Origin of the sequence: Schlesneria paludicola DSM 18645 (assembly GCF_000255655.1) — a bacterium.
Classification (GTDB): domain Bacteria; phylum Planctomycetota; class Planctomycetia; order Planctomycetales; family Planctomycetaceae; genus Schlesneria; species Schlesneria paludicola.
This window is the reverse complement of the sequence record NZ_JH636435.1, coordinates 1,496,848-1,519,099: the sequence shown is the minus strand read 5'-3', so window position 1 is coordinate 1,519,099 and position 22,252 is coordinate 1,496,848. Positions and strand designations below refer to the sequence as shown.

Genomic DNA, 22,252 nt, shown 5'->3' with positions numbered 1-22,252 from the left:
TCTGACATTTACGGGATTCGGATTTTCGATTCCACTCAATGCGACAATCACCGGGATTCAGGTCGCGATGCGACGTGATGGCATGGATGGCGTAACGCAATATGTGCTCGACAAATCGGTGAAACTGACGAAGGATGGGACGTCGTTTACCGGATCTGAGCATGCCAGCGGCACGAAATGGCGTGACCGCCCCACGAATGTCACCTACGGAGGGGACGGTGATACGTGGGGCGCAGGTTTAACGCCTGCGGAAGCGAATGATCCCTTGTTCGGAATGGGGATTCAGGCTGCATACACATCCGACACATCTGGGGCATTCACGGCGTACGTCGTGAGTCTGCAGATGACGATCTACTACGTCATCGGCTCGTCATCGAGTAGTTCATCGTCCGGTCCGTCGGCGTCCAGCGCGAGCAGCGGCAGCTCATCACAAGGCGGTGGGTCTTCGAGCAGCTCGTCATCAAGCAGTTCATCCTCCGGAATAAGGCCATCCAGTAGTTCCTCGTCGTCGAGTCGTTCGTCATCCGGCGTCAGATCGTCGAGCAGTTCCTCCTTCGGCAGTCTCCCACCAAGCAGTTCCTCCTCGAGTGGCCGTGTTCCGAGTAGTTCCTCGTCGTTGAGCGGTACGTCGGGAAGTAGCCGTTCGTCGTCCTCAAGCGGTGGCTCTGGAGGCGCGGGGTCAAGTTCTTCTTCGGGGGCGAATCCCAAGCAGCCGACCGTGCATGGGCCGTGTGAGACGTGTGGGGATGGCAATGTGTCGTCAACGGGGGTGCGCTATTCGAATGGCGAGGTCGTCCAATCTGGGATGGATGTTTCCTCGGGTGGCTACGGCATGCCTTGGGGACACACGCGAACTTACACAAATCAGACGGTCGGCGATTTTGACGTCGGCAATGGCTGGAACTGGAATAGCCAGGATTGGCCGTATTTGCTGAAAACGACCTTTACGGGCGGCCCGATCGCACTGTTAGGAGCCTACGGAAAGACCTGGTTCCAATATAACTCGGGAACCGGCCAGTACAGCTCCGAATTCGGTTCGCTGTCGACGCTGACGCACGATTCAGGCAATCAGAAATTTGTGTTGAGTGACGCGGATGGCACCGTTACGACATTCAACGATTTTACGGTCACGTCCAGTCCCGGATCGTTCCTGAGCCAAACAACCCCAGGCGGCACGACGACGCAGGTGACAAGCCAGACCGGGGCATTGATTCAGGAAGTTCAGCGCGCCTACACCTCCGGGGCAGACACGATCACTGAAGCGTATCAGTATTCCTATTTCACCTCGGGCAATCACGCCAATCATTTGCAGAGCTGCACGCTTCGGCGAAACACAAACGGAGGGAACTGGCTGCCTGTATTGAGGGCGGACTACACCTACTACGACGTCGGCTCCAGCTTCGGTAGCTTGAATGACCTGCAGTCGGTCACGCGATCGGCCTGGACGGGGCTCTCATGGAATACCCTGTCCGTGGACGAATGGAATGCTTTAAGCGTCGGCGACTGGGATCTTTTAAGCGTGGACAATTGGTACTCCCTGGGGACCACCGTCTATCGCTATTGGCAGACGGGCGCGACGAACGGCTTCGCGCATGGCTTGCAGTACATTGTTCGTCCCGAATCGTATGCCAAGATGCTGGCAGCCTCGATTGATCCGCTCACGGCCGCCAATTCGGTTGTCGCCCAGTTTGCCGACTTCTATTACGAATACGATTCGAAGCGACGGGTGACGAAGGAATCGATCAACGGTGCTTCGCGAACATTTACATATGCGTATTCTGACAACCCCAACTACACGAATCAGCAGGACTATAACTTCTGGATGCGGAAAACGGTCGAAACGCTTCCAGATTCGACGCAGAACGTGGTTTACAACAACCCATTCGGGCAACCGATGCTGTACAACGTGGTGTCCGGCACAAGCACCTGGTCGAACTTCACGCGGTACGACGCGGCGGGGCGTGCGATTCTCGAGGCCAACCCGTCGGCCGTCAGTGGCTTCAGCGAAACGTACAATGACCTGCTGAATTACAACTCCGGAACTGGCCAGTTCCAGTACCTCAAGAATTCCAGCGGCTTGATCACGTTGCACGAATTCTACGCGACCACAGGTGGGGTTGGCGCGGCGGGGTACCCGCAATATCAGAAGATTCAACAGGGACAGACAGGAACAAAAATCCTGCTTCGCGAATGGCAGTATGCCAATTCTCATACGGCCGGGGGTGTGACCGTCTACCCGATGTCGGCGGAGATCTCGTACCCGGACGGCAGCAATGCGGCCATCAAAATCCAAACCTCCTTCGCCTACACCTACTTCTCGGGCACCAATCAGGTCAATCAGCAAACGACCACGCTGCCCGTCATTTCGACCAGCCAGAATGGATCGAATTCGGCCAACAGCTTTGCACAGACCTATGATGCGTTTGGGTATCCGTTTTGGCGGAAGGACGAACGCGGCTTCTTGACGAGGACGACATACGATCCCACCACGGGCACGTTGACCCAGCGGATCGAAGACGTCGACACGACGGTCGTGTCTGGGGCTCCTTCTGGTTGGACGACCCCTTCAGGCGGCGGCTTGAATCTGACAACCGACTATACCTACGACGATCGAGGCCGGATCACTCAGCAGCTCGGCCCGGCACACACGATCGATCTAAATGGTGTCGCGACTGTCGTTCGCCGGGCAACCTGGACAGTCTATGCCGAAGATGTGTCGACCAACACGGTTCGTACAGGGCAAGGTTATCAGAAAGTGTCAGACGGCACCTTCACGCTGATCAATCCAGTGGCGATCACGATTTCTGACAAAATAGGGAACACGCTGGAACAAATCAGCGCCACGCGAAGTTCGACGGCGGGGCGTTTGCTGCCCACCGACTCGTTCACTCAGTCCAGCTATGTGCGTTGGACAACCACTCAGTATCTGGACTGCTGCAAAGCAGTTTCGCAGCGTACATATAAGCTGATTCCCCCATCAGGCGTTGGGACGCGCGGTACCAACTACGACGAAACAGATTACGGCTACGACCTTCGGGATCGGCTGAATCGAGTCCAGTCGCCGGGCGGGACGATTATCGTGACCACGTTCGACGCCAGAAGTCTGGCGACGCAGATCCAAATCGGCACCGACGATTCTGGGTCTGGCACGGATAATATGGTGACCGTCACAACCAACGTGTATGACGGTGGTGTTGCTGGTGGCGACGGCAATCCCACTCAAGTCACGCAGTCAGTGGATGCAATAACGAATCGCGACACTGTCTATGTATACGATTTCCGAAATCGTCGAATAACCACGGACGGCGAGGTCGATTTTTTTCAATCTCTGACTTATGACAATTTGGATCGCGTTACGAAAGTTCAACGATATGACACGACCGCGTCCGGCAACTTGATTGCACAGTTGGTGACAAAATATGACGATCTAAGCCGTGTTTATCAGTCCATCACCTACGCGGTCGACCCCAGCACGGGGACTGTCGGCAACAGCTTGACAGACAACAACTGGTACGACGCCTCAGGAAACTTGATCAAATCGTTCCCTGCCGGATCACAACTGTTCACCAAGATGCGTTACGACGGAGTGGGGCGTTCGATGGTCCAGTATTCGGCGTATGGACCGGATTCGACCTACGCCGACGCGTCGAGTGTTGTCAACAACACGGTCCTTGAACAGGCGGAAACGGCGTACGATCCGGCCGGGAATGTGATCCAGTCCACAACGCGGCAACGTTACCACAACGCCGTCGCAACACAGACCGGCGCCCTGCAGGATCCGAACTCCAATCCCAAGGCACGTGTCTCCTACGTGGCTCAATACCCCGACGCACTTGGTCGGACAATTTCAAACGCGAACTACGGGACGAACGGTGGCAGTGCATTGAGTCGTCCCGCCACGGCCCCTGCCCGGTCGGATACCGTGCTTGTCGCAACAATGGTGTACGATGCCGCCGGGAATGTTCTGCAGACGACCGACCCTGCAGCGATGGCCACTCGCTTTACCTATGACGACCTGGGGCGAAAACTGTCGGTCACCGAGAACTATATCCCAAGTAGCAGTTCGTCCTCTTCGTCGAGCAGTTCATCGTCTGGAGGAGGAGCCTGCGCGGCATCGGACGACAAGAATCGAGTGACGCAGTACACGTTTTCCGCCGATGGGCAGATCGCAGCCCTCACGGCTCAAAACGTGCGAACAGGCCCGCAGGTCACGACCTATACTTATGGCACGACATTGGCGGACTCTCAAATTGCCACGTCGAATCTGCTTCGCTACGTCGACTATCCCGGCTCGGTCAGCGGTTCGGATCGGGTGGCGTACACCTATAACCGGCAACAACAGCAGGCGTCATTGACCGATCAGCGGGGCTGCGTGCATCAGAATGTCTACGACCTGCTTGGCCGTTTGACGAATGATTGCGTGACGACCCTTGGGGCGGGTGTGGATGGAGCGGTTCTTCGGCTATCGATGGCGTATGAAGTGCGAGGAATGGTGACGCGCCTCACCAGCTACGACAATGCGACGGTGGGAGCGGGAAGTATCGTCAACGACGTGGCGTTGGCGTACAATTCGTTCGGACAACTGGTCTCAGACGCGCAGTCTCATAGCGGCGCGGTTGGAGGCAGCACCCCGAAGGTCCAGTACGCGTACACAAATGGGTCGACGAACATGATTCGCCCCACCACGTTGACATACCCTAATGGACGCGCAATCACGATCGGCTACGGCACGTCCGGCGGGATCAATGATTCGGCCAGCCGTGTGGACGGCCTGATCGATGGTGGCACGACGACTCTGGTCAATTACTCGTACTTGGGAATGGCATCTGCTGTTCAGGTCACTTATCCCGAGCCCAGCATCCAATACACGTTGCTGGGATCGTCGAGCGGCAATAGTCCAACGACCGGGGATATCTATTGGGGGCTGGATCTGTTTGGGCGAATTGTCGATTCCCGGTGGTACAACACAGGGACCAATGCCGATGTGGATCGCATCCAGTACGGATATGACCGAGCCAGCAACCGCATCTGGCGAAAAAACCTGGTTGCGACCGCCGCTGGAAAGCCGTTCGATGAGTTCTATCACAACGACGGCTTGCAGCGCCTGAAGGACATGCAGAGGGGAACGTTGAACGGCTCCAACACGGCGATCGGAACCGCAACCTTCGGTCAATGCTGGACTCTCGACCCCACGGGGAACTGGCGTGGCTTCAATGAAGCCTCCACAGGTGGCGCCTGGACGACAGTGCAGACCCGATCGGCCAACACTGTCAACGAAATCACGGGGATTTCGACGACCACCGGGGTCTCCTGGGCGTCACCAGCATACGACGCTTCGGGGAACATGACGACAATTCCTCAACCGGCAAACACGACAACAACCTATACGGCAACATATGACGCGTGGAACCGTTTGGTACGTCTTATCGACGCATCGACGAATGAAGTCGTTCAACAGAGTTGGTACGATGGAAGAAACTTCCGCACGGTTACTTTGGGCTACGCGAGTGGCATCTTATCGGAGACACGTCATTACTACTTCACGGATGACTGGAAGTGTGTAGAGGAAAGAGTCGGAACATCGACGGCATGCGACCGACAATTCACTTGGGGCATGCGTTACGTTGACGATCTAATTCAACGCGACCGAAATTCTGAAAGATATTACGCGTTACAAGACGCCAACTGGAACGTCACTGCGATCATCGACTCAGCTGGCGTGCCTCAGGAGCGGTATGTCTTCACGCCCTATGGAGAGTCGGCGGTTCTCACTGGGCTTTGGGGGATTCGCGGTCAAAGTACTTACGCATGGGAGACGCTATATAGTGGATACCACCATGACGCTTTGACTTCATTGTTTTACGTTCGCAATCGGTGGTATAACCAACTCCTTGGCGTTTGGGTGTCAAGAGATCCTCTTGAATATGAAGATGGCTTAAATTTGTATGCTGTGTGGTTTCCATTGATAGCAACTGACCCATACGGACTAAAAATCTGGTTGTGCTACCGGCAGTTTGGTGCAAATGACCCCCGAGAAGAGGAGCGTCGACGTAGAGCATTTAACAGTCGTACCTACCTCGGAACGCTTCCAAGGATGGCGCACGCGTATATTAAGATTCAATCCTCTGGTGGACCGGTGCGGACGTATTCTTGGCATCCCAATGTATGGCCAAAACAAAATGATTTGAAAGACGCGGATGAAGCCCGTCCAGCGAGAGTCTGGGTCGACGATCCAGCGGATAAAGATCTGAAAAGCACTTGCCAGCGTGGCACGCAACTGTCAGGAGAGTGCTTTCAAGTTACTGACAACGACCAACACGATGCCGCAATGATAGCGTCAATCGTGAAATGGATTAAGCGAAATCAAGTAGGATACGAAGAGGGAGAGCACATACCCGACAGGAAAAACAAAGACAACACAGTAAGCGCAAAACACCAAGATCCTGTTGCGGGATGCGAGGAGTATCGTGTTTCGAAAAATAATTGTGCCTGGTGGGCGCACCAAATGATTGAAGATCAGCTAAAAAAGGGCGGTCTTGAATTTCCGCCAGAAGTGTTAAGGAATATGAGGAAGTACAATGATAATACCGGGCCTGCGATGAGCGACCGAAGAAAGCTTAAAGATGCCCTAAGCAGGGAGCCATGACGTCATGAACGAGTCTGCTAGTCGAAAGTTCTACGGAAAATCAGCGCGAATCATAATTTTCGCGTTAATAATTATTGGGAGCATATGGAGTTATTTCGCCTTTGTTGTGGACGACGACAATAGTGAAAGGCTGTGGGCAATCGCTTCATTGCCTTATGGCGTGGCTGATAGGAATCGGTATTTCTGTTTGCTGGAGTTGTATCCTGACTTGGGGATTGTGTATCTTCCCGTCTCGAATTGCCCGGAAACCTTGGATCGCGAAAAATCTCTTATTAAGCGAGCTATTCAAGAAGCAAGAGTTCACTTTCACCGTCAATTTATGGAAAATCGACTAAGAACGTTTGGCGATGTTCGTGGAGAACGAAAAGAAGTTCCCTTTCGCCCAACTCAGATTGTATTCATGTTCCCGAACAAGCGTCCTAGTGACGATTCAGGTGTGGCGTATCTCTTCAATGCGAACGATGTGCTTGGGGCCGTTGATATTGGCAAATGTATGATAGGGGGGTGTCGGTCAGAAGGTGGGTGGACGGCCGCGAGTGTCGGCGACAGTACTAGAACGTTTGTTTTCCCAGTTCTTCAGAAATGTAAAGACGCAAAGGCCAAAGAGTAATAAAGTTTAGGGGTGCGTAATAAAAAAGGTATCAGCGACGGTATAAGTTTTCGTCAATAGCGGATTTCGGTGGCCGAAAAGGTGTCAGGAACCAAATCGTGGAAGAGGTGCCTGACTCCGTTGCGATCATTCCGATGGAGGGAGTGATGTCAATGACGTTGAGCGGATAAAGAAATGTCAGTTAACGTCTCTCGACGAACAGTATTCGCGCTCATCGCCGTCGCGTGCATTCTATCGTTTGCCGCGGTTGATCATCACTGGCGTGTGATGCGCAGTGAAAGAACACGCCGGTCGTTCCGGCAGTTGTCAATGTGGCTTCATGATATAGGTACACCATTCGCCGATATTGAATGCAGCGATAATAAAACGCCTTGTATTAGTTGGCGTGGGCATCTCGTTGATTGGGTCGTGCCGAAGCCGACGCATTTGAAAAGAACTGAGTCCTGGTCGCAACCTGATAATTTGCTTCTTGGCTATTGGGGGCCACTTACGCATTTATCGAATGAAGCGCAGGGAGCACCAATTGTCTGGAGAGTCGTTGGGCAAGGGACGGCGTTTGTGGCGAGCTCCGATCGCGAGTTTGATAGTGAGCTAAAGCAACGGTTGAGAAAGAGTGTGGTTGTCTTCGTTGAGACGGAAAAAGGCGATGAGCACTGGATGAAGCCGGGTGATCTATCGGTTGAAAAATTGATTGAAGCCCAGGGCACGCCCATGCACAATTTCGTTGGTGGGCCGTCTGATGGTATCGCGTTCCATGTGGGGTTCTCCAACGGCGATGTTGTCAGGCTGCGTTCGTCAATGCCCGCGTGCGAATTTGCCAAATTGGCCCAATACAAGACTGCAGGCGTCTCATATCACAATCAAATTATTGCTCCGTATAGGTGCGATCTAGTTGCGGCAGAGTTGCATGAATTCACGCGACTTGTGCCGAATTAGGCCGGATGGAATCAAGTGCGACAGGGTTTGGGAAATGGGAAATGCGTCAGAAGTGAATGCGCGTAGAAGGTACTTGACACCGTTGCGATCTCACCCGGTGCGGTCTGTCGGTGGATGGCGAGGTGATTGAAAAGGTGTCAGGAACCAAATCGTGGAAAAGGTACATGGCACCTTTGCGACCTTTCGATGGTGATTATGAACGCACGGCTAAATAGCACCCAGTTACCTACGCTAATCATGTGTATTTCTGTGGCGGCTGCTGCATTACTGACGCTGTTCGTAGGGCAAGCGATAAACTGGGAGACCGTGAATGAAATTGAACGTAGGTCAGTGCGGTTCCGACAATGTTTGTCAGGGATGATTGAATGTGGCGAAGAATTGCCGCAGCTTTGCGACCTAACATTGCAAGGATCTCCAAGTACGAGTTGGAGATTTCGAACGTCGTTTTGCATGCATATTCCTCGCGAAGGAGTCGATTCGTCGTTTGAGACTCCATGGACTGACGCTGAATACGCCAAATTTCGCATGCAACATCCCGCCTGGCTCTGTTACGCCGGGACGCCTTATGCTTCGGTAATGGCCGTTGCAGGCGAAGGCACCGTGTTTGATATTCCTAGGCAGCGAGTCGACAGTCTCCGTCAAGATTTACTACTCGTCGTTGAGGTAAATCAGAGTAAAATCCACTGGATGGAACCTGGAGATTGTGACGTCTCAGCTCTCTCGCTTGTCGGGTCTCCAGCCGACGTCCGTCCGTCTAGTAACTTGCGAGGTGGATTCTTCGTGGGTTTTGCGGACGGATCTATTTGGAGATTGCGGTCAGATGTGCCATTGCAGGTGCTACTTGACTTTGCTGCTGTGGCAAGACCCCCGAGCAAGTCTCGCAAAGAAGCTTTCAAGGGGTATGTACTTGAAGGGCCTAAAGAGTCTGAGATACAGGATGAACGAGAAAAGAAGTGGGGTCGAACTCCACTTTGACTGGGAAATTAGAAGGTGCCAGGGTGCGCCGGCAGAAGCCGGAGGAAGGTAGCGAATGGAAGTTTCGCACAAGGTTAGATTTAGCCGGTGGTAGTAGAAAAGGTGTCAGGAACCAAATCTTTAAAAAGGTCTCTGACACCTTTGCGATCTTCCGGTAAGTATCACATGTGTGCCGGAAAAGAATCACGAAATGAGCATTACCATGACAAAAGTCGCGTATTCCGCTGTGTTCGTGCTGTCGGCATTTCTTATAATTGTGACTATATGCATTGCATTTAATACAATTCAATATCGTGACGGAACTCGCTTTTCTGAACAAACGGCGTGGCAGTCGGGATTTTCAGCACAGTGGGGAGTGCATTTTAACTGGTATCAGGCGGAGGCCGAGTTTCCACAAATCGGGTTCGTGTTGGTGCGAACCGGCAGGGCGCAATTGTATGAGAAAAGCGATCGACAAGTAATCTCAGGTGCGTTGCATCAATTGCGGGCCGAGTTTGGGACGGCGTTTAATCGCTCTGAGATTCGCGTGTGGGAGAGTGGCGATTCGGAAATGACAGTTCGCCCTTTTCTGATCCGCTCGATAGTCGTCATTCTCATCTGCGACCCAGATCCTCAGACCGGCGTAGTACATTCGCTTGGTAGTGTGTTTCGAGCGAGTGATGCGTTTAATACTCACATATCTATAGATCACCTGTCGGAAAGCGTTTCTGTGTATCCCGATTGCTTTACAGAAAAAGGAATAACGGATGCTAACAGAGTGTTCCGTTCAAAGTGGGTATACGATTCCACAATGATACAGAGTGCCGAGGCCATGGAGTAAGGGGGGGGCGGTGAAGTGGCGGTAACTGAATCGCAGGGTGGCTTGATTGACTGTTTTAGGGCTACCGCGGTGATATAGCCAAGAGAGATAGCGAAGTAGATCGGCATTGGAATGGGGTAGGTACCACAAACCAGTCGGATCATTCACTCTTCGCTCAGTATTTGCCACTTGGATATGAATGTGCTTGCGTCAGTCGATAGTTGAAGATCGATTTACCCTGCTGGAAAGGCCCAAAACAATGGCGACCCTAACAAACTATCGTGGTGTGGAAATCATTGATGGCGGACCGACAGGAGCGGGCGGGGCGGCGATTCAAGACAACTTTGTGTCGCTCGTCGACTGGAATCCTCGCTGTGTCTGGAATCAATCCACCAGTCCGACGTCGAGTGACGATCAGACGCAGAACTTCTATCCGGGTTCGTTCTGGCTACAGACTTCCACTTCACCGTCAAAGCTGTTTCTGCGTCAGTCATCGGCCACTGGTGCCGCAGTGTGGGTGCAGGCGAATTCTGGTTCGGTCTCGTCTGTTGCGATTGCCAATTCAAATGGGATTGCCGTCAGCGGTTCACCGATCACGAGTTCCGGAACGATTACAATCGGTCTCGCGCTTTCAGGGGACGTCTCCGTGGCGTCTGGTGTCGCGACCGTGAAGTCGCTTCATGGGCATGCGGTCAAGAATGTGGCCCCGACGAATGCTCAGTTGCTCTTGTGGAATTCGACCAATACCGACTGGGAACCGGTGTCACTCAGTGGTGACGGGACGATCTCGAACGCAGGGGTGATCTCGGTCAATTCGTTCCATGGGACGGCGTTTGGTACGGCGGCTCTCGCTAGTGTCGGGACGAGTGGTGTCACCATCCCCTTGAACAATGGGGCCAATGACTTCAACGCGAACACCGTCGCGATTTCCGGCAATGGTGCGGCGTCCGTGTCGGCATTGGCGCTGACCGGAAGTCCGTTTACGGGGACCGGGACGACGTCGACTCCGCTCGTGTACATCAACAATGGTGCGGCCCCCACGAACTGGTCGTCGTCTGGCACCTGCCTGGGAATGAATGCGAGCAGCTGCTTTTTGGGGAATGTTCTTGATTTGCGGGTGAACGGTGGTGTGTCTCGATTTGCGATCAATATCAATGGGTCGATCGTGAGTACCGGGAACAACACGTTTGGCGGGACGAATACGTTTTCGTTTGGCGCGACGGCGAGCAATGCGGCGATGCGGCTCAGTGGGACGCTTTACGTGGGTGGAACGGGCACCACGACGTTCCCTCAGTATTTGGCACAGACGGCTGCCGCAACGGCGGTCACGAGTTGGAGCACTTCAGGGGCGTATTTCGGGGTTAACGCAAATTCCGGTTTCGTCGGGAATTTTATTGACTACCGGGTAGCGGAAAAGGTGTCAGGAATCAAATCGTGGAAAAGGTTCCTGACACCTTTGCGATCTCTCGAGAGACATTCTCCGAACAACCAGTGGCACGCGGTCTACCTAAGTTTTATGCGATTTCAAGATCGCATACGCATTGTCACATATGTGTTACTACTGTGCTCAAGGTGCTGGAAACAGTTGTGCCGTCTTGCGAATCGAAAGATCCCGAAATGCCCATATTGCCCACGCCGCCACAATTGCGTGTACTTACCGTTGTTAGTGCGGTACTGCTTACCTGTTCCGCATGTGTTGACAGCTCGCTGGCTAAAACGGCCGCCAATCTTCCCGGCGGTTATAAGTTGAGCGTTAAGTCAAGCCACGAGTTTGATGTTACATTAGGTGATAGACTGCCTCCGAAAATCGCGGGCAATGTTCGAGAACTTGGGTGGAATCGTCAGATAATTGCGGCCATCGTCAATCCGATGATTAGGCGATCACCTAGTGACCCAAACGATACCGCAACCGTGCCAGATAAGTCTAAAGAAGAGTACTGGGTAATACTATTGAGTAGCAACTCTGTTGTTGGACCCTTAACAAAGCAAGAATATCGACTATTTGAGGCCGATAACTCCCCTTCGCCAATTGCGTTCCGCGACGCTCAGTACATTCTTGTCTCGATGGGAGAGTGAAAGCACGGGGAATTGAAGACGCGTCAGGATCCAACTTGCGGGAAAATGATACAGAGTGCCGAGGCCATGGAGTAAGGGGGGGTAACTGAATCGCAGGGTGGCTTGATTGACTGTTTTAGGGCTACCGCGGTGACATAGCCAAGAGAGGTAGCGAAGTAGGGTAGCGGGGTAGCGGAAAAGGGGTCAGGAACCAAATCGTGAAAAAGGTACCTGGCGTCGTTGCGGACATTCCGAGGTTTTTGCGACGGAGCGTCCGTACGGCAATCGCAATGTATTGGCAATTGCACGCTAGTGGCACTCGATGCTGTAACTGCGCTTAGCATCTAGAGGGTATCGTATTCATGTTGTCATATGAGCGAGATGTGTACGATATGTACGACACGGTTGCGCGGGTAGCAGGTAATGGAAAAGGTGTCAGGAACCAAATCGTGGAACGCTCTTAGCGTTGGCCCCCCCCAGGGAAAAGAGCACGATACGACAATGGGGCAACGCACCGGCAAAGGAATGTGGACGAGAGGGGGGATTCATTTTAATGTTGTTGTCAAAGATGCTAAGGGTAATGCAGTGCGAGAGTCAAAATCCGGATCTGTTATTTGCTGCGTGTGCTGCAAGGATACACCGATAGGTCCCGTTGGGGGACTCGGCTGTAATGTAAATGCCGGCTGGGACTGGAAGATAAAACGTTAGCGTGAAGGGGACTTGTTGCAATGTTGGATCGTACGATAAGGAGACGGCTGCTTGAATTGCGATTGACTGCATTTGATTGGGTATTACTTCATGAGCTTACTGTCCTAAATAGCAGGGATCTTGAGTGGATCGCGTCAAATATTGCACATTCGATTTGTGCTGATAACGGATGCTTTCGCGGCGTCCGCTTTGGTGCGATGACGTTTCAACAGGTCGCAAGACTGATAACGCGTTTTATGAAGCGCAAGTATTTCGAAACCATTACGCCCGATATTGCACGCAGAATTATTGAGGAGAGGTTATCTGGGCAAGGAGAGGTGGATGTTGATCCAGAATCGCTTGTCGGGTTCTATATCATGACGGAAAAGGGATTCAAGGTATTTGAGTACATTGAGCGTCGCCGAGATGGAAACCGCGGGATTCGATCTCGGGAACTTCTAGCCGGCAGATGCGTGTATCGGGATGAATTGAAGTTTCATCTCAGAATTGCCTGCCCTGCGCACTGCGATGCCATCTCAGGGTCTGATCCGAAGAGTCAGTTATGTCGCGAACGTGGTTGTCGGTTCGAACCGGTTGGGCCCTGGGTGATTCCAGAACATTTTGTCGCCCTACGTGGATGGCGTTTAATTTGCTTTGGAGAAACGCGAGACACAACCAGCTAGGGATCGCAGACAAGCCTTAATACAACTCCAATGAACAAATCAAAGTCCCGGGCACCGATTCGAGTGATGGCCCTGGTTGCCTGCTTTGAGGCTAACGGGCTGGTGAGGCCACACGAGGTGGTGAATTGGAGGGACATTCGGGTGGCGGCAAAGGTGTCAGGAACGAAATCGCGGAAAAGGTCCCTGACACCTTTGCGACCTTCGATCAGCTACGGCACGTCCGGCGGGATCAATGATTCGGCCAGCCGTGTGGACGGCCTGATCGATGGTGGCACGACGACTCTGGTCAATTACTCGTACTTGGGAATGGCATCTGCTGTTCAGGTCACTTATCCCGAGCCCAGCATCCAATACACGTTGCTGGGGTCGTCGAGTGGCAATAATCCGACGACCGGGGATATTTATTGGGGGCTGGATTTGTTTGGGCGAATTGTCGACTCCCGGTGGTACAACACAGGGACCAATGCCGATGTGGATCGCATCCAGTACGGATATAACCGAGCCAGCAACCGCATCTGGCGAAAAAACCTGGTTGCGACCGCCGCTGGAAAGCCGTTCGATGAGTTCTATCACAACGACGGCTTGCAGCGCCTGAAGGGCATGCAGAGGGGAACGTTGAACGGCTCCAACACGGCGATCGGTTCCGCAACCTTCGGTCAATGCTGGACTCTCGACCCCACGGGGAACTGGCGTGGCTTCAACGAAGCCTCCACAGGTGTGAGGATCGTCCAAATGGGGCCGAAATAGTAAATAGGTGTCGTTGCGGGCTCCGAACAGAAGATCTGGACGATTTACTTTTTATGTAATGCGGCGACTCACGTTCTATTCAGTCGAGGTGACTCATGTCGCACATTCGAATTGATGCTCTTGGTTTCTGGATGTTGGACGCGGTCTGGAGGTTTCCTCTTTCGATGCGATTCTTTTTCTGTGACTATCGCGTCTTGTCTGAACATGTCAACCTTCGGATACCGAATTCGTCTCTTGAGTATCGTATCAATACTGCCGTGTCGTTTATCGGAAAGGGGTTGTTACAAATCGTCGATAGCAACGACAATCTTATCTCAAACGAATCGGTAAACGACTATCTTACTGCACCGCTTCGAAATGGATCATTAAAGATAACGTCACTAGGTGGCATGATCTGGGAGCAAATCGCAACTCCCGATTGGCAGAGGTATAGCGAAGTTGCTCATTTTGATCCCCGCGACGAATTGCCGGAGAGTGCGAATGCTGTAGCGGATGAAACGATGGGTTCGAGTGGCGAAATGTTCACGCTTACGGCTGCGAACCTGGATCGCATCATAGAGATGCACCAATATTTATGTTTAATTAAACTGAAAGAATATAAGCAACAACTTATGATTGCAGAAGGACTTGATCGCCCTTGGCAGATTTCATCTTGGAAGCAACTCCCTGTTGCGTACTGGCGTCGAATCGAATTCCGTGTTCGTAGGGCGGTTTCTCAGGGGCTAGATGATGCTGATAACAAGTCCGCATGTCGCTGGCGCAGACTTGGATTCAACAAATCCGAGTGCGACACGCTAGTGGGAGATTTCTGGCACACCGAATTGAATGTCGAGTAGGGCAACTAGAAAGTATCTGACACCTTTTAGTTGCCCCGTGCTCATGAGCAACTGAAATGGCTAACAAGACTAATCGCGTGCGGAAGAGCTTGGGGATATTTGTGCTGGCCTGCACGTTGGCTGTATGTGGCTGTTGGATGCGAAGTCTCTCTTTAAATGATTTAATCACTTGTCGCCACAATAGTGATATGTGTTGTTTGTGGTCTACAAGAAATTACATTTCGCTGAGTCATATATTCGGGGAAGTGAAAAGGTGTTAGCAACCAAATCGAGGAAGAGGTGCCTGACTCCGTTGCGATCATTCCGATGGAGGGAGTGATGTCAATGACGTTGAGCGGATAAAGAAATGTCAGGCAACTTCTCTCGACGAACTGTATTCGCGCTCATCGCCGTCGCGATCATTCTATCGTTTGCTGCGGTTGAACATCGCTGGCGTGTGATGCGCAGTGAAAGAACGCGCCGGTCGTTCCGGCAATTGTCAATGTGGCTTCATGATATAGGTACACCATTCGCCGATATTGAATGCAGCGATAATAAAACGCCTTGTATTAGTTGGCGTGGGCATCTCGTTGATTGGGTCGTGCCGAAGCCGACGCATTTGAAAAGAACGGAGTCCTGGTCGCAACCTGATAATTTGCTTCTTGGCTATTGGGGGCCACTTACGCATTTATCGAATGAAGCGCAAGGAGCACCAATTGTCTGGAGAGTCGTTGGGGAAGGGACGGCGTTTGTGGCGAGATCCGATCGCGAGTTTGATAGTGAGCTAAAGCAACGGTTGAGAAAGAGTGTGGTTGTCTTCGTTGAGACGGAAAAAGGCGATGAGCACTGGATGAAGCCGGGTGATCTATCGGTTGAAAAATTGATTGAAGCCCAGGGCACGCCCATGCACAATTTCGTTGGTGGGCCGTCTGATGGTATCGCGTTCCATGTGGGGTTCTCCAACGGCGATGTTGTCAGGCTGCGTTCGTCAATGCCCGCGTGCGAATTTGCCAAATTGGCCCAATACAAGACTGCAGGCGTCTCATATCACAATCAAATTATTGCTCCGTATAGGTGCGATCTAGTTGCGGCAGAGTTGCATGAATTCTCGCGACTTGTGCCGAATTAAGCCGAATGGAATCAAGTGCGACAGGGTTCGGGAAATGGGAAATGCGTCAGGAGTGAATGCGCGTAGAAGGTACTTGACACCGTTACGATCTCACCCGGTGCGGTCTGTCGGTGGATGGCGATGCAGTGTCAATGAAGGTTGGAGCTTGAGAATTAAGCCACGGCAAAAGTAAATCGAATCAATGTTGGATCGTACGATAAGACGTCGACTTGCCGAAGTGCGACTGAGCCCTTTTGATTGGGTTTTGCTTCACACATTTCCCCTGCTTTACAGGAGCGCGGAAGATGTCGCATCGACGATTGCACATTCGATTTGTGCCGACAATGGCTATTTTCGCGGTGTTCGCTTTGGTGCAATGACGTTTCAGCAAGCGGAGAAAATGGTGGTTCGCTTCATGAAGCGTGAGTACTTTAAAGCTGTTACATCTGAGATCGCGAATATAATCGCGGAGGAAAGACTGATTGGCCAAGGTAAGGTCGATGTCGATCCGGAGCACCTTGTTGGATGTTACATTATGACAGGGAAAGGCTTTGAGGTGTTTCAATATATCGAGCGGCGCCGTGGTGGATGTTCTGGAATTAGATCCCGTGAACTGTTGTCAGACCGATGTGTCTATAGAAATGAGTTCGAGGTTCCTCTTCGATTTGCCTGTCCGGAGCACTGCGAGTCGATCGATGATGCAGACCCGAAAGGCAGGCTTTGCAAAGATCGTGGCTGTCGATATGAGCAGATTGGACCATGGGCAAGGCCAGAACAGTTCGTTATGCCAAGCGGATGGCGTTTAATCTGCTTTGGCGAAAATCGTGATACGACCAGCTAGAGTGGTCGCGAAAAAGTTCCTGGTATGAATGGCACTTCCGCTGGTTGTGCAAGTCGTTAGGTCGACGGGTACATGATTTGAATAGAGAGTGGAAAAGGCGTCAGGAACCAAATCCTGGAAGAAGTACCTGACATCTTTGCGACCTTCCGGAGCGTCCGAGGCGGAGCTATGCGTGAGCGGTGGAGTTTTGTTGTTTTGTCGTGTTATGTGATTACATGCGCGTTATGTATTGAACTTATGAATGTAGGTGCTGGCTGGCCTCTCCCGCGTAACGGAAACAGCAAATGGCGAATAGCGGCAGAGCGGTTTGATAAGGATGGGGCCCCAGAGTTGTTTGAAGAGAAGCGTCGAGAGAAAATTAGTGAAGCAAGCGACTCAGCATATTCGCGCCGGAAGCGATGGGAAAGTACATTGCGCTTTACTGTGAGCACGTTTGGACTGTTTCAGTATGTCGTTTGAGCGCTTCTGGTCGCCTGTGGATTTTGGAGTCTTCTTGATGATGGATTCAAAACTCGAGCTGGGTGCCTTGCATGTAGCTTCGTAATCGGAGCAGGCCTCTTTGCAGAAGTAGCCGCATTTTACCGTCGATACTTGGGGAGCCTCGGCTGGTGATTCGGCAGAGGAGAGAAAAGATGACAGGGTGCGTCTGCAAAGGCCGGGGAAAGGTTGCGAATGCAAGGGGCGTACAGGGTAAGACTGAGCCGGTCGCCTTGGCCCCAAGTGATGCGTTTTGTTGAGCAATCGATAGGACGAAGCGTTCACAGGGGTACAGCCGGGCTGTGTATTGAACTCCGAAAACATTTATCTGCGGTGGCCACGCTTGTCCTTACAAGGGGAGGCTCGCCTGCAGAGCGATATGAAAGTACTAGAGCAGAGTGGCGTTGATCATGGATGACCGGTTGATCCTGAAGTGTGCGCTCAGTCCGGGTGATGTCGTGACTTTGACGGCGGCCGTGCGTGACTTGCATCGGGCGTATCCGGGCAAGTTCCAGACAGATGTGCGGACGCCTGCGCAGCAACTCTGGGAAAACAATCCGTATGTCACTCCGCTCGACGAGCGAGATCCCGCGGTGCGAACGATCGAGATGGAGTATCCGTTAATTCATCAGTCGAATTCGCGTCCGTATCACTTTCTGCATGGATATACCCAATACCTGGAGGAACAGCTTGGTCTGCGAATTCCTGTGACCGAGTTTAAGGGGGATATTCATCTCAGCGAGCAGGAAACGGGCTGGATGTCTCAGGTTCAGGAGCTGGGGCACGAAGGTCCGTTCTGGATCATGATGGCGGGCGGGAAATTTGACTTCACGGCCAAATGGTGGAACCCTGCCTGGTATCAAAACATCGTCGATCATTTTCGTGGGCGGATTCAGTTCGTGCAGTGCGGCGAAGCGGACCACTGGCACCCGCGATTATCCGGTGTGATCGACTTGATTGGTAAGACCGACATCCGGCAGTTTGTCCGGCTGATGTATCACGCGGAGGGTGTTGTCTGCCCCGTGACGTTTGCGATGCATCTTGCGGCCGCTGTCGAAACCAAACATGCCAAGCCGAAGAATCGTGCGTGTGTCGTGATCGCAGGAGGCCGCGAACCGTCTCATTGGGAAGCGTATCCTCATCATCAGTTCTTGCACACGAATGGTGCCCTTCCCTGTTGTGATGCCGGGGGATGCTGGAAATCTCGCTGCCAGCGCGTCGGCGATGGGGATCACAAAGACCACGACCTGTGCGTCGAGCCCGTCAAAGTCAGGGAGGATCTGCAGATTGCAAAATGCATGCACATGATCACGCCGCACGATGTGATTCGAGCGATCGAACGGTACTACGAAGGCGGGGCCTTGAGTTACGCCAGGGCGTCCTCTGCTCTGTCTGATATCGGCGATGACCAGAGGGTTGAACGTGCGTATGCGGGGGTGTGAGACCTTGGATGGTTGAAGGTCTTTCGTGGATGTCCGTGCTGAGAGACAGAGTCTGGATGCGGTGCTTAGCAGTCTGTTGAAGTGAGTGGGGACAGGCAGCAGAGGCGTTACCAGGCGGGAGCTTGGTAACGAGGTGAGCGATTGGGATTCGATGACAGGTTTTGACGAAAGGAGTCGTGAATGCATGAATCGAGTCTGGAGCGATGCAAAGATTTCATCAATCAGTATCTGACAAATCGAGCGACGTTAAACATCGCCGATGTTGGCAGCTATGACGTGAATGGCAGCTATCGTTCGTTGTTCGAGCGGCCTGACTGGCAGTACACCGGCTTCGACGTGGCCGCTGGTCCGAACGTCGATCATGTGCTTCCGGAAGGCGAAGACGCCGAGTGGCCGTTTGTCGGGCAGTTTGATGTCGTCATCAGCGGGCAATGTGTCGAACATGTTCGCAAGCCGTGGAAATGGATTCGACAGGTTGCGTCGCTCGCCAAACCCGGCGGCCTGGTGTGGATCACCGGTCCGAATACATGGGTGTTCCATGAGCACCCGATTGATTGCTGGCGGATCTGGCCGGATGGAATGAGGGCCCTGTTCGATGAAGCGGGCCTGCATGAGATCGCTTGCGGCTATTGTGGGCCTGACACGGTGGGAATTGCGTTCAAGCCTTCGTCGTAAGGGGATGATTGCTTGAGTGCCTTGGGATGGGACGGATTCTCGGAGAGGGAACTGCAGCGGACGTTACCAACCGGGAGCTTGGTAACGAGAGGAACTCTATGAAGAGCTTCACGATGAAGAGCTTCATTTGACGCGATAGCACGAAGAGAAGATTTCGATTCATGGTTCAGATTCTCATCGTTTTTCGTCACGGGTTGGGCGACTGTGTGCAGTTCACAGTTGTCGTCCAGCATTTGTTGAAATGGCATCCTGATTGGATGATCGACCTTCAGTTTGTGGATGCTGGTAAAGGAAGTCTCTTTCAGGGATTCGAACGCGTGCGTGTGATTGCACGTGATGAAGATCGAAAGCCGCACTACGACGAACAGTACGTGCTCGACTGGTGGGAAGCCGATTCCGTTGAAAGCGATGCCGTTCCCGCAACGAAAGCAGAGCAATGTTTGCGGCGAATTTTTGGAATCGAACCAGAACCGGATCTCTGCGGTTATTCATTTCCGGGTAAGAGCAACACGTCGAAGCAGGTTGAAGAATACCTGCAAGGGATCGCGGGTGGCCGGCTTGAGGGTGGGCGATTTCCCGTTGTCGTTCTGCATTACCAGGGGAATTCCTCTCCTGACCAGAAGAATCTGACGCACGATGTTGCCGCGCGACTTTGTGCCAAGGTCGTGGCGCTGGGCTACGTTCCTGTGATCTTGGACTGGGACCACCGATCACCCTTGCCTGACGATGCTTCGATTCATTGTCCGACGTCACGACATCCAATCTGGCAGGGTTTGGGGACAGGCGACGCCGCCACGATCGCGCAATTGATCGAAGCAAGCACGCTGTTTATTGGAATCGATAGCGGCCCTCAGAAAGTCGCCGCCACCACGACGACGCCAATGATCTGCGTCTGGCGGCAGATGCACCCCGTTCACTATTTCCCATTTCGACGGCGACAAGGTGCGGCCAGCGAGGAATTGGTTGCGACCCGGCACCTCATCCCCAGCAGCCACCTCCAACATCTTCGCGGCGATCACGAGCGCGGTTTGAGGTTACTGGCGCGGTACGACTTCACGACCTACGACGCGTCGACGTTGTCCTCGCAGTTGATTGATGAAGTGGCAAGCCGATTACCAGCACGTCTGCAACGCTCGAAACGTGAGGATTCGATTTCGGCCGACGATTTGAGGAAGGTCGTGCCCGAACGGCGGTGGCTGTATCGTCGCGTCGGACTGGATGAACGCTGGATGACGCTCACTTCGAATCCGTTAGGAGGAAACTTTCGGATTGAAGAGGGGCAAGCGGATCGCGAGCGTGTCTGGAATGTGGAAGAGACGGCAACAACAGCGCTGCTGACGGTCTGGGGCGATCATGGGGGGCCTACGTTTCATGCGGTGTGGCGCGGCGAGAAGTTTGTCGGACGGTGGCTTAGTGACGAGCGATGCGAGGTCGAACTGATTCCCGACCAACCGCTCGACATTCTCAATCCGACCACGCGATGCACGGAACGGCGGGATCTCGAACCGTTTTTTGTCGGCATTCCCACCTACAACTGTTACGACCTGTGTGCGAATCTGATCGATTCCGTCTTTCGTAATACGGCCTTGCCACAGGTTGTGTATGTCATTGACAACGGCGACGGCCCTGCCCGTTTTCACTACGACCATCCGCAAGTTTCGATCTTCCGTCCTCAAAGAAACCTGGGGGTGTCTCGAAGCTGGAATCTGCTTCATCGGTTTGCGGCTCCTTACCCGATTGTCATTTTGAATGACGATATTGAACTTGGCCGGAACTGTCTGGAACGGCTCGTCACGTGTGATGGTCTCGCCGTTACGATCGATGGCAGTCATGCCTATGAAGCATTCATGATGCGCGAAGAGGTCTGGCAGACGATCGGCGACTTCGATGAAGCATTCTTTCCCGCCTATTTCGAAGACAACGACCATGCGCGTCGGCTGGAATTGGCGGGGATCGAGATTGTCTGCCCCACCAATGACGGCGTCGTGTCATGTGGTCGATCGAACACGAAATCACGCCTGACACCGGACGCGACACAAGCGCTGCACGGCTTCGTCGCCAAGAACCGCGACTATTACCTGACAAAATGGGGCGGCCTTCCGCACCAGGAACAGTTTCTTAAACCATTTGACTCGAACAATCATGTCCAACAGTCGTTGCACCTACGCGATTAACCGTTCGCGGCAGTGAGAGAGAGGAACAGCTCCGTTCTCATCGCGAAGTGTCGTTTGGTTGCGATAGCAATCGTTCACAGTCCGAAGAGAGGGGGACAGGCACATTTTTCCGGTTCAATTGAAATCCACAGTACATCGACGAAGGTAAGCCTTCCTTTTACCGCGGGAAAATGAGCCAGTCCCCGGGCTGTGAACGGTTACGAGGCGACAGTCCGAGGCGGTGTGACGCGTCTGCGGCGATGAAAAGGAATCGATCCTCAACGTGAGAACGGCTACGAGTGCATGCACCGTCGAAGCGCTGGCCCCGAACGAAGTAGAAGACCGAAGAAGCGTGTTCCCGATCTGGTTTGGTTGACACTATCTCGAAAGGATTCTGTATGACGTCACTTGTGAACTATATGGGATTGTCCGTCCTGTCGCCCGACCCGACGGGTGATGGAGGCAAGGCGATTAATGATGACCTCAAGAGCCTGGTCACATGGAACCCCAAAAGCAACGTGAGTAGTTCTGCGTCCCCCGGCGTATCGGACGATAGTAGCTCTCCGAATTACTACTATCCGATGTCGATGTGATTGAAGACAA

At 53.0% G+C, this 22,252-nt stretch carries 15 protein-coding genes; 14 read left to right on the top strand and 1 reads right to left on the bottom strand.

The window, feature by feature from the left end:
• Positions 1 to 354: 354 nt before the first annotated feature.
• Positions 355 to 753, bottom strand: a complete 399-nt coding sequence (locus OSO_RS50945; RefSeq protein WP_157605415.1) for a hypothetical protein — start codon at positions 751 to 753, stop codon at positions 355 to 357.
• Position 754: 1 nt separating this feature from the next.
• On the opposite strand from OSO_RS50945, the gene OSO_RS44860 reads away from it, so the two are divergent.
• From OSO_RS44860 to OSO_RS50020, 14 genes are all read left to right on the top strand, one after another.
• Positions 755 to 6,646 carry an RHS repeat-associated core domain-containing protein gene (locus OSO_RS44860; protein WP_157605414.1) on the top strand — a complete coding sequence of 1,964 codons (5,892 nt, stop codon included), beginning with the start codon at positions 755 to 757 and terminating at the stop codon, positions 6,644 to 6,646.
• Positions 6,647 to 6,650: 4 nt separating this feature from the next.
• Positions 6,651 to 7,256: a hypothetical protein gene (locus OSO_RS0123915; protein ID WP_010585599.1), complete on the top strand. Its 606-nt coding sequence runs from the start codon at positions 6,651 to 6,653 to the stop codon at positions 7,254 to 7,256.
• A 174-nt stretch (positions 7,257 to 7,430) separates the two neighbouring features.
• Positions 7,431 to 8,192 (top strand): hypothetical protein, encoded by a 762-nt coding sequence (locus tag OSO_RS44855; RefSeq protein ID WP_010585598.1) that lies wholly within the window; start codon positions 7,431 to 7,433, stop codon positions 8,190 to 8,192.
• Positions 8,193 to 9,357: 1,165 nt separating this feature from the next.
• The gene (locus OSO_RS0123895) at positions 9,358 to 9,987 is read left to right on the top strand and encodes a hypothetical protein (protein ID WP_157605413.1); all 630 of its coding nucleotides are present in this window, start codon (positions 9,358 to 9,360) and stop codon (positions 9,985 to 9,987) included.
• A gap of 238 nt (positions 9,988 to 10,225) precedes the next feature.
• On the top strand, positions 10,226 to 11,716 hold the full coding sequence (locus tag OSO_RS0123890) for an autotransporter outer membrane beta-barrel domain-containing protein (RefSeq protein WP_010585594.1): 1,491 nt from the start codon (positions 10,226 to 10,228) through the stop codon (positions 11,714 to 11,716).
• 1,033 nt (positions 11,717 to 12,749) lie between these two features.
• Complete coding sequence (locus tag OSO_RS0123885) at positions 12,750 to 13,391, top strand: hypothetical protein (RefSeq protein ID WP_157605412.1); 642 nt, start codon at positions 12,750 to 12,752, stop codon at positions 13,389 to 13,391.
• A 192-nt stretch (positions 13,392 to 13,583) separates the two neighbouring features.
• Positions 13,584 to 14,138, top strand: coding sequence for a hypothetical protein (locus OSO_RS0123880; protein ID WP_157605411.1), 555 nt, complete (start codon positions 13,584 to 13,586; stop codon positions 14,136 to 14,138).
• A gap of 95 nt (positions 14,139 to 14,233) precedes the next feature.
• Complete coding sequence (locus tag OSO_RS0123875; RefSeq protein WP_010585591.1) at positions 14,234 to 14,974, top strand: hypothetical protein; 741 nt, start codon at positions 14,234 to 14,236, stop codon at positions 14,972 to 14,974.
• A gap of 346 nt (positions 14,975 to 15,320) precedes the next feature.
• Positions 15,321 to 16,082, top strand: a complete 762-nt coding sequence (locus OSO_RS0123870; protein WP_010585590.1) for a hypothetical protein — start codon at positions 15,321 to 15,323, stop codon at positions 16,080 to 16,082.
• Positions 16,083 to 16,263: 181 nt separating this feature from the next.
• The gene (locus OSO_RS0123865) at positions 16,264 to 16,902 is read left to right on the top strand and encodes a hypothetical protein (protein ID WP_010585589.1); all 639 of its coding nucleotides are present in this window, start codon (positions 16,264 to 16,266) and stop codon (positions 16,900 to 16,902) included.
• 887 nt (positions 16,903 to 17,789) lie between these two features.
• Complete coding sequence (locus OSO_RS0123855) at positions 17,790 to 18,821, top strand: glycosyltransferase family 9 protein (protein ID WP_040592613.1); 1,032 nt, start codon at positions 17,790 to 17,792, stop codon at positions 18,819 to 18,821.
• 180 nt (positions 18,822 to 19,001) lie between these two features.
• On the top strand, positions 19,002 to 19,496 hold the full coding sequence (locus tag OSO_RS44850; RefSeq protein WP_010585587.1) for a class I SAM-dependent methyltransferase: 495 nt from the start codon (positions 19,002 to 19,004) through the stop codon (positions 19,494 to 19,496).
• A gap of 161 nt (positions 19,497 to 19,657) precedes the next feature.
• Positions 19,658 to 21,670 carry a glycosyltransferase gene (locus tag OSO_RS0123840; protein ID WP_010585586.1) on the top strand — a complete coding sequence of 671 codons (2,013 nt, stop codon included), beginning with the start codon at positions 19,658 to 19,660 and terminating at the stop codon, positions 21,668 to 21,670.
• A gap of 377 nt (positions 21,671 to 22,047) precedes the next feature.
• On the top strand, positions 22,048 to 22,242 hold the full coding sequence (locus OSO_RS50020; protein WP_010585585.1) for a hypothetical protein: 195 nt from the start codon (positions 22,048 to 22,050) through the stop codon (positions 22,240 to 22,242).
• Positions 22,243 to 22,252: the final 10 nt, after the last annotated feature.

Bases quoted from the DNA above. Each gene is read 5' to 3' on its own strand.
- OSO_RS44855 (WP_010585598.1), top strand. From the start codon at position 7,431: ATGTCAGTTAACGTCTCTCGACGAACAGTATTCGCGCTCATCGCCGTC.
- OSO_RS44850 (WP_010585587.1), top strand. From the start codon at position 19,002: ATGCATGAATCGAGTCTGGAGCGATGCAAAGATTTCATCAATCAGTAT.
- OSO_RS0123915 (WP_010585599.1), top strand. From the start codon at position 6,651: ATGAACGAGTCTGCTAGTCGAAAGTTCTACGGAAAATCAGCGCGAATC.
- OSO_RS0123855 (WP_040592613.1), top strand. From the start codon at position 17,790: ATGGATGACCGGTTGATCCTGAAGTGTGCGCTCAGTCCGGGTGATGTC.
- OSO_RS0123865 (WP_010585589.1), top strand. From the start codon at position 16,264: ATGTTGGATCGTACGATAAGACGTCGACTTGCCGAAGTGCGACTGAGC.
- OSO_RS0123885 (WP_157605412.1), top strand. From the start codon at position 12,750: ATGTTGGATCGTACGATAAGGAGACGGCTGCTTGAATTGCGATTGACT.
- OSO_RS0123870 (WP_010585590.1), top strand. From the start codon at position 15,321: ATGTCAGGCAACTTCTCTCGACGAACTGTATTCGCGCTCATCGCCGTC.
- OSO_RS0123890 (WP_010585594.1), top strand. From the start codon at position 10,226: ATGGCGACCCTAACAAACTATCGTGGTGTGGAAATCATTGATGGCGGA.
- OSO_RS50020 (WP_010585585.1), top strand. From the start codon at position 22,048: ATGACGTCACTTGTGAACTATATGGGATTGTCCGTCCTGTCGCCCGAC.
- OSO_RS0123840 (WP_010585586.1), top strand. From the start codon at position 19,658: ATGGTTCAGATTCTCATCGTTTTTCGTCACGGGTTGGGCGACTGTGTG.
- OSO_RS0123875 (WP_010585591.1), top strand. From the start codon at position 14,234: ATGTCGCACATTCGAATTGATGCTCTTGGTTTCTGGATGTTGGACGCG.
- OSO_RS0123895 (WP_157605413.1), top strand. From the start codon at position 9,358: ATGAGCATTACCATGACAAAAGTCGCGTATTCCGCTGTGTTCGTGCTG.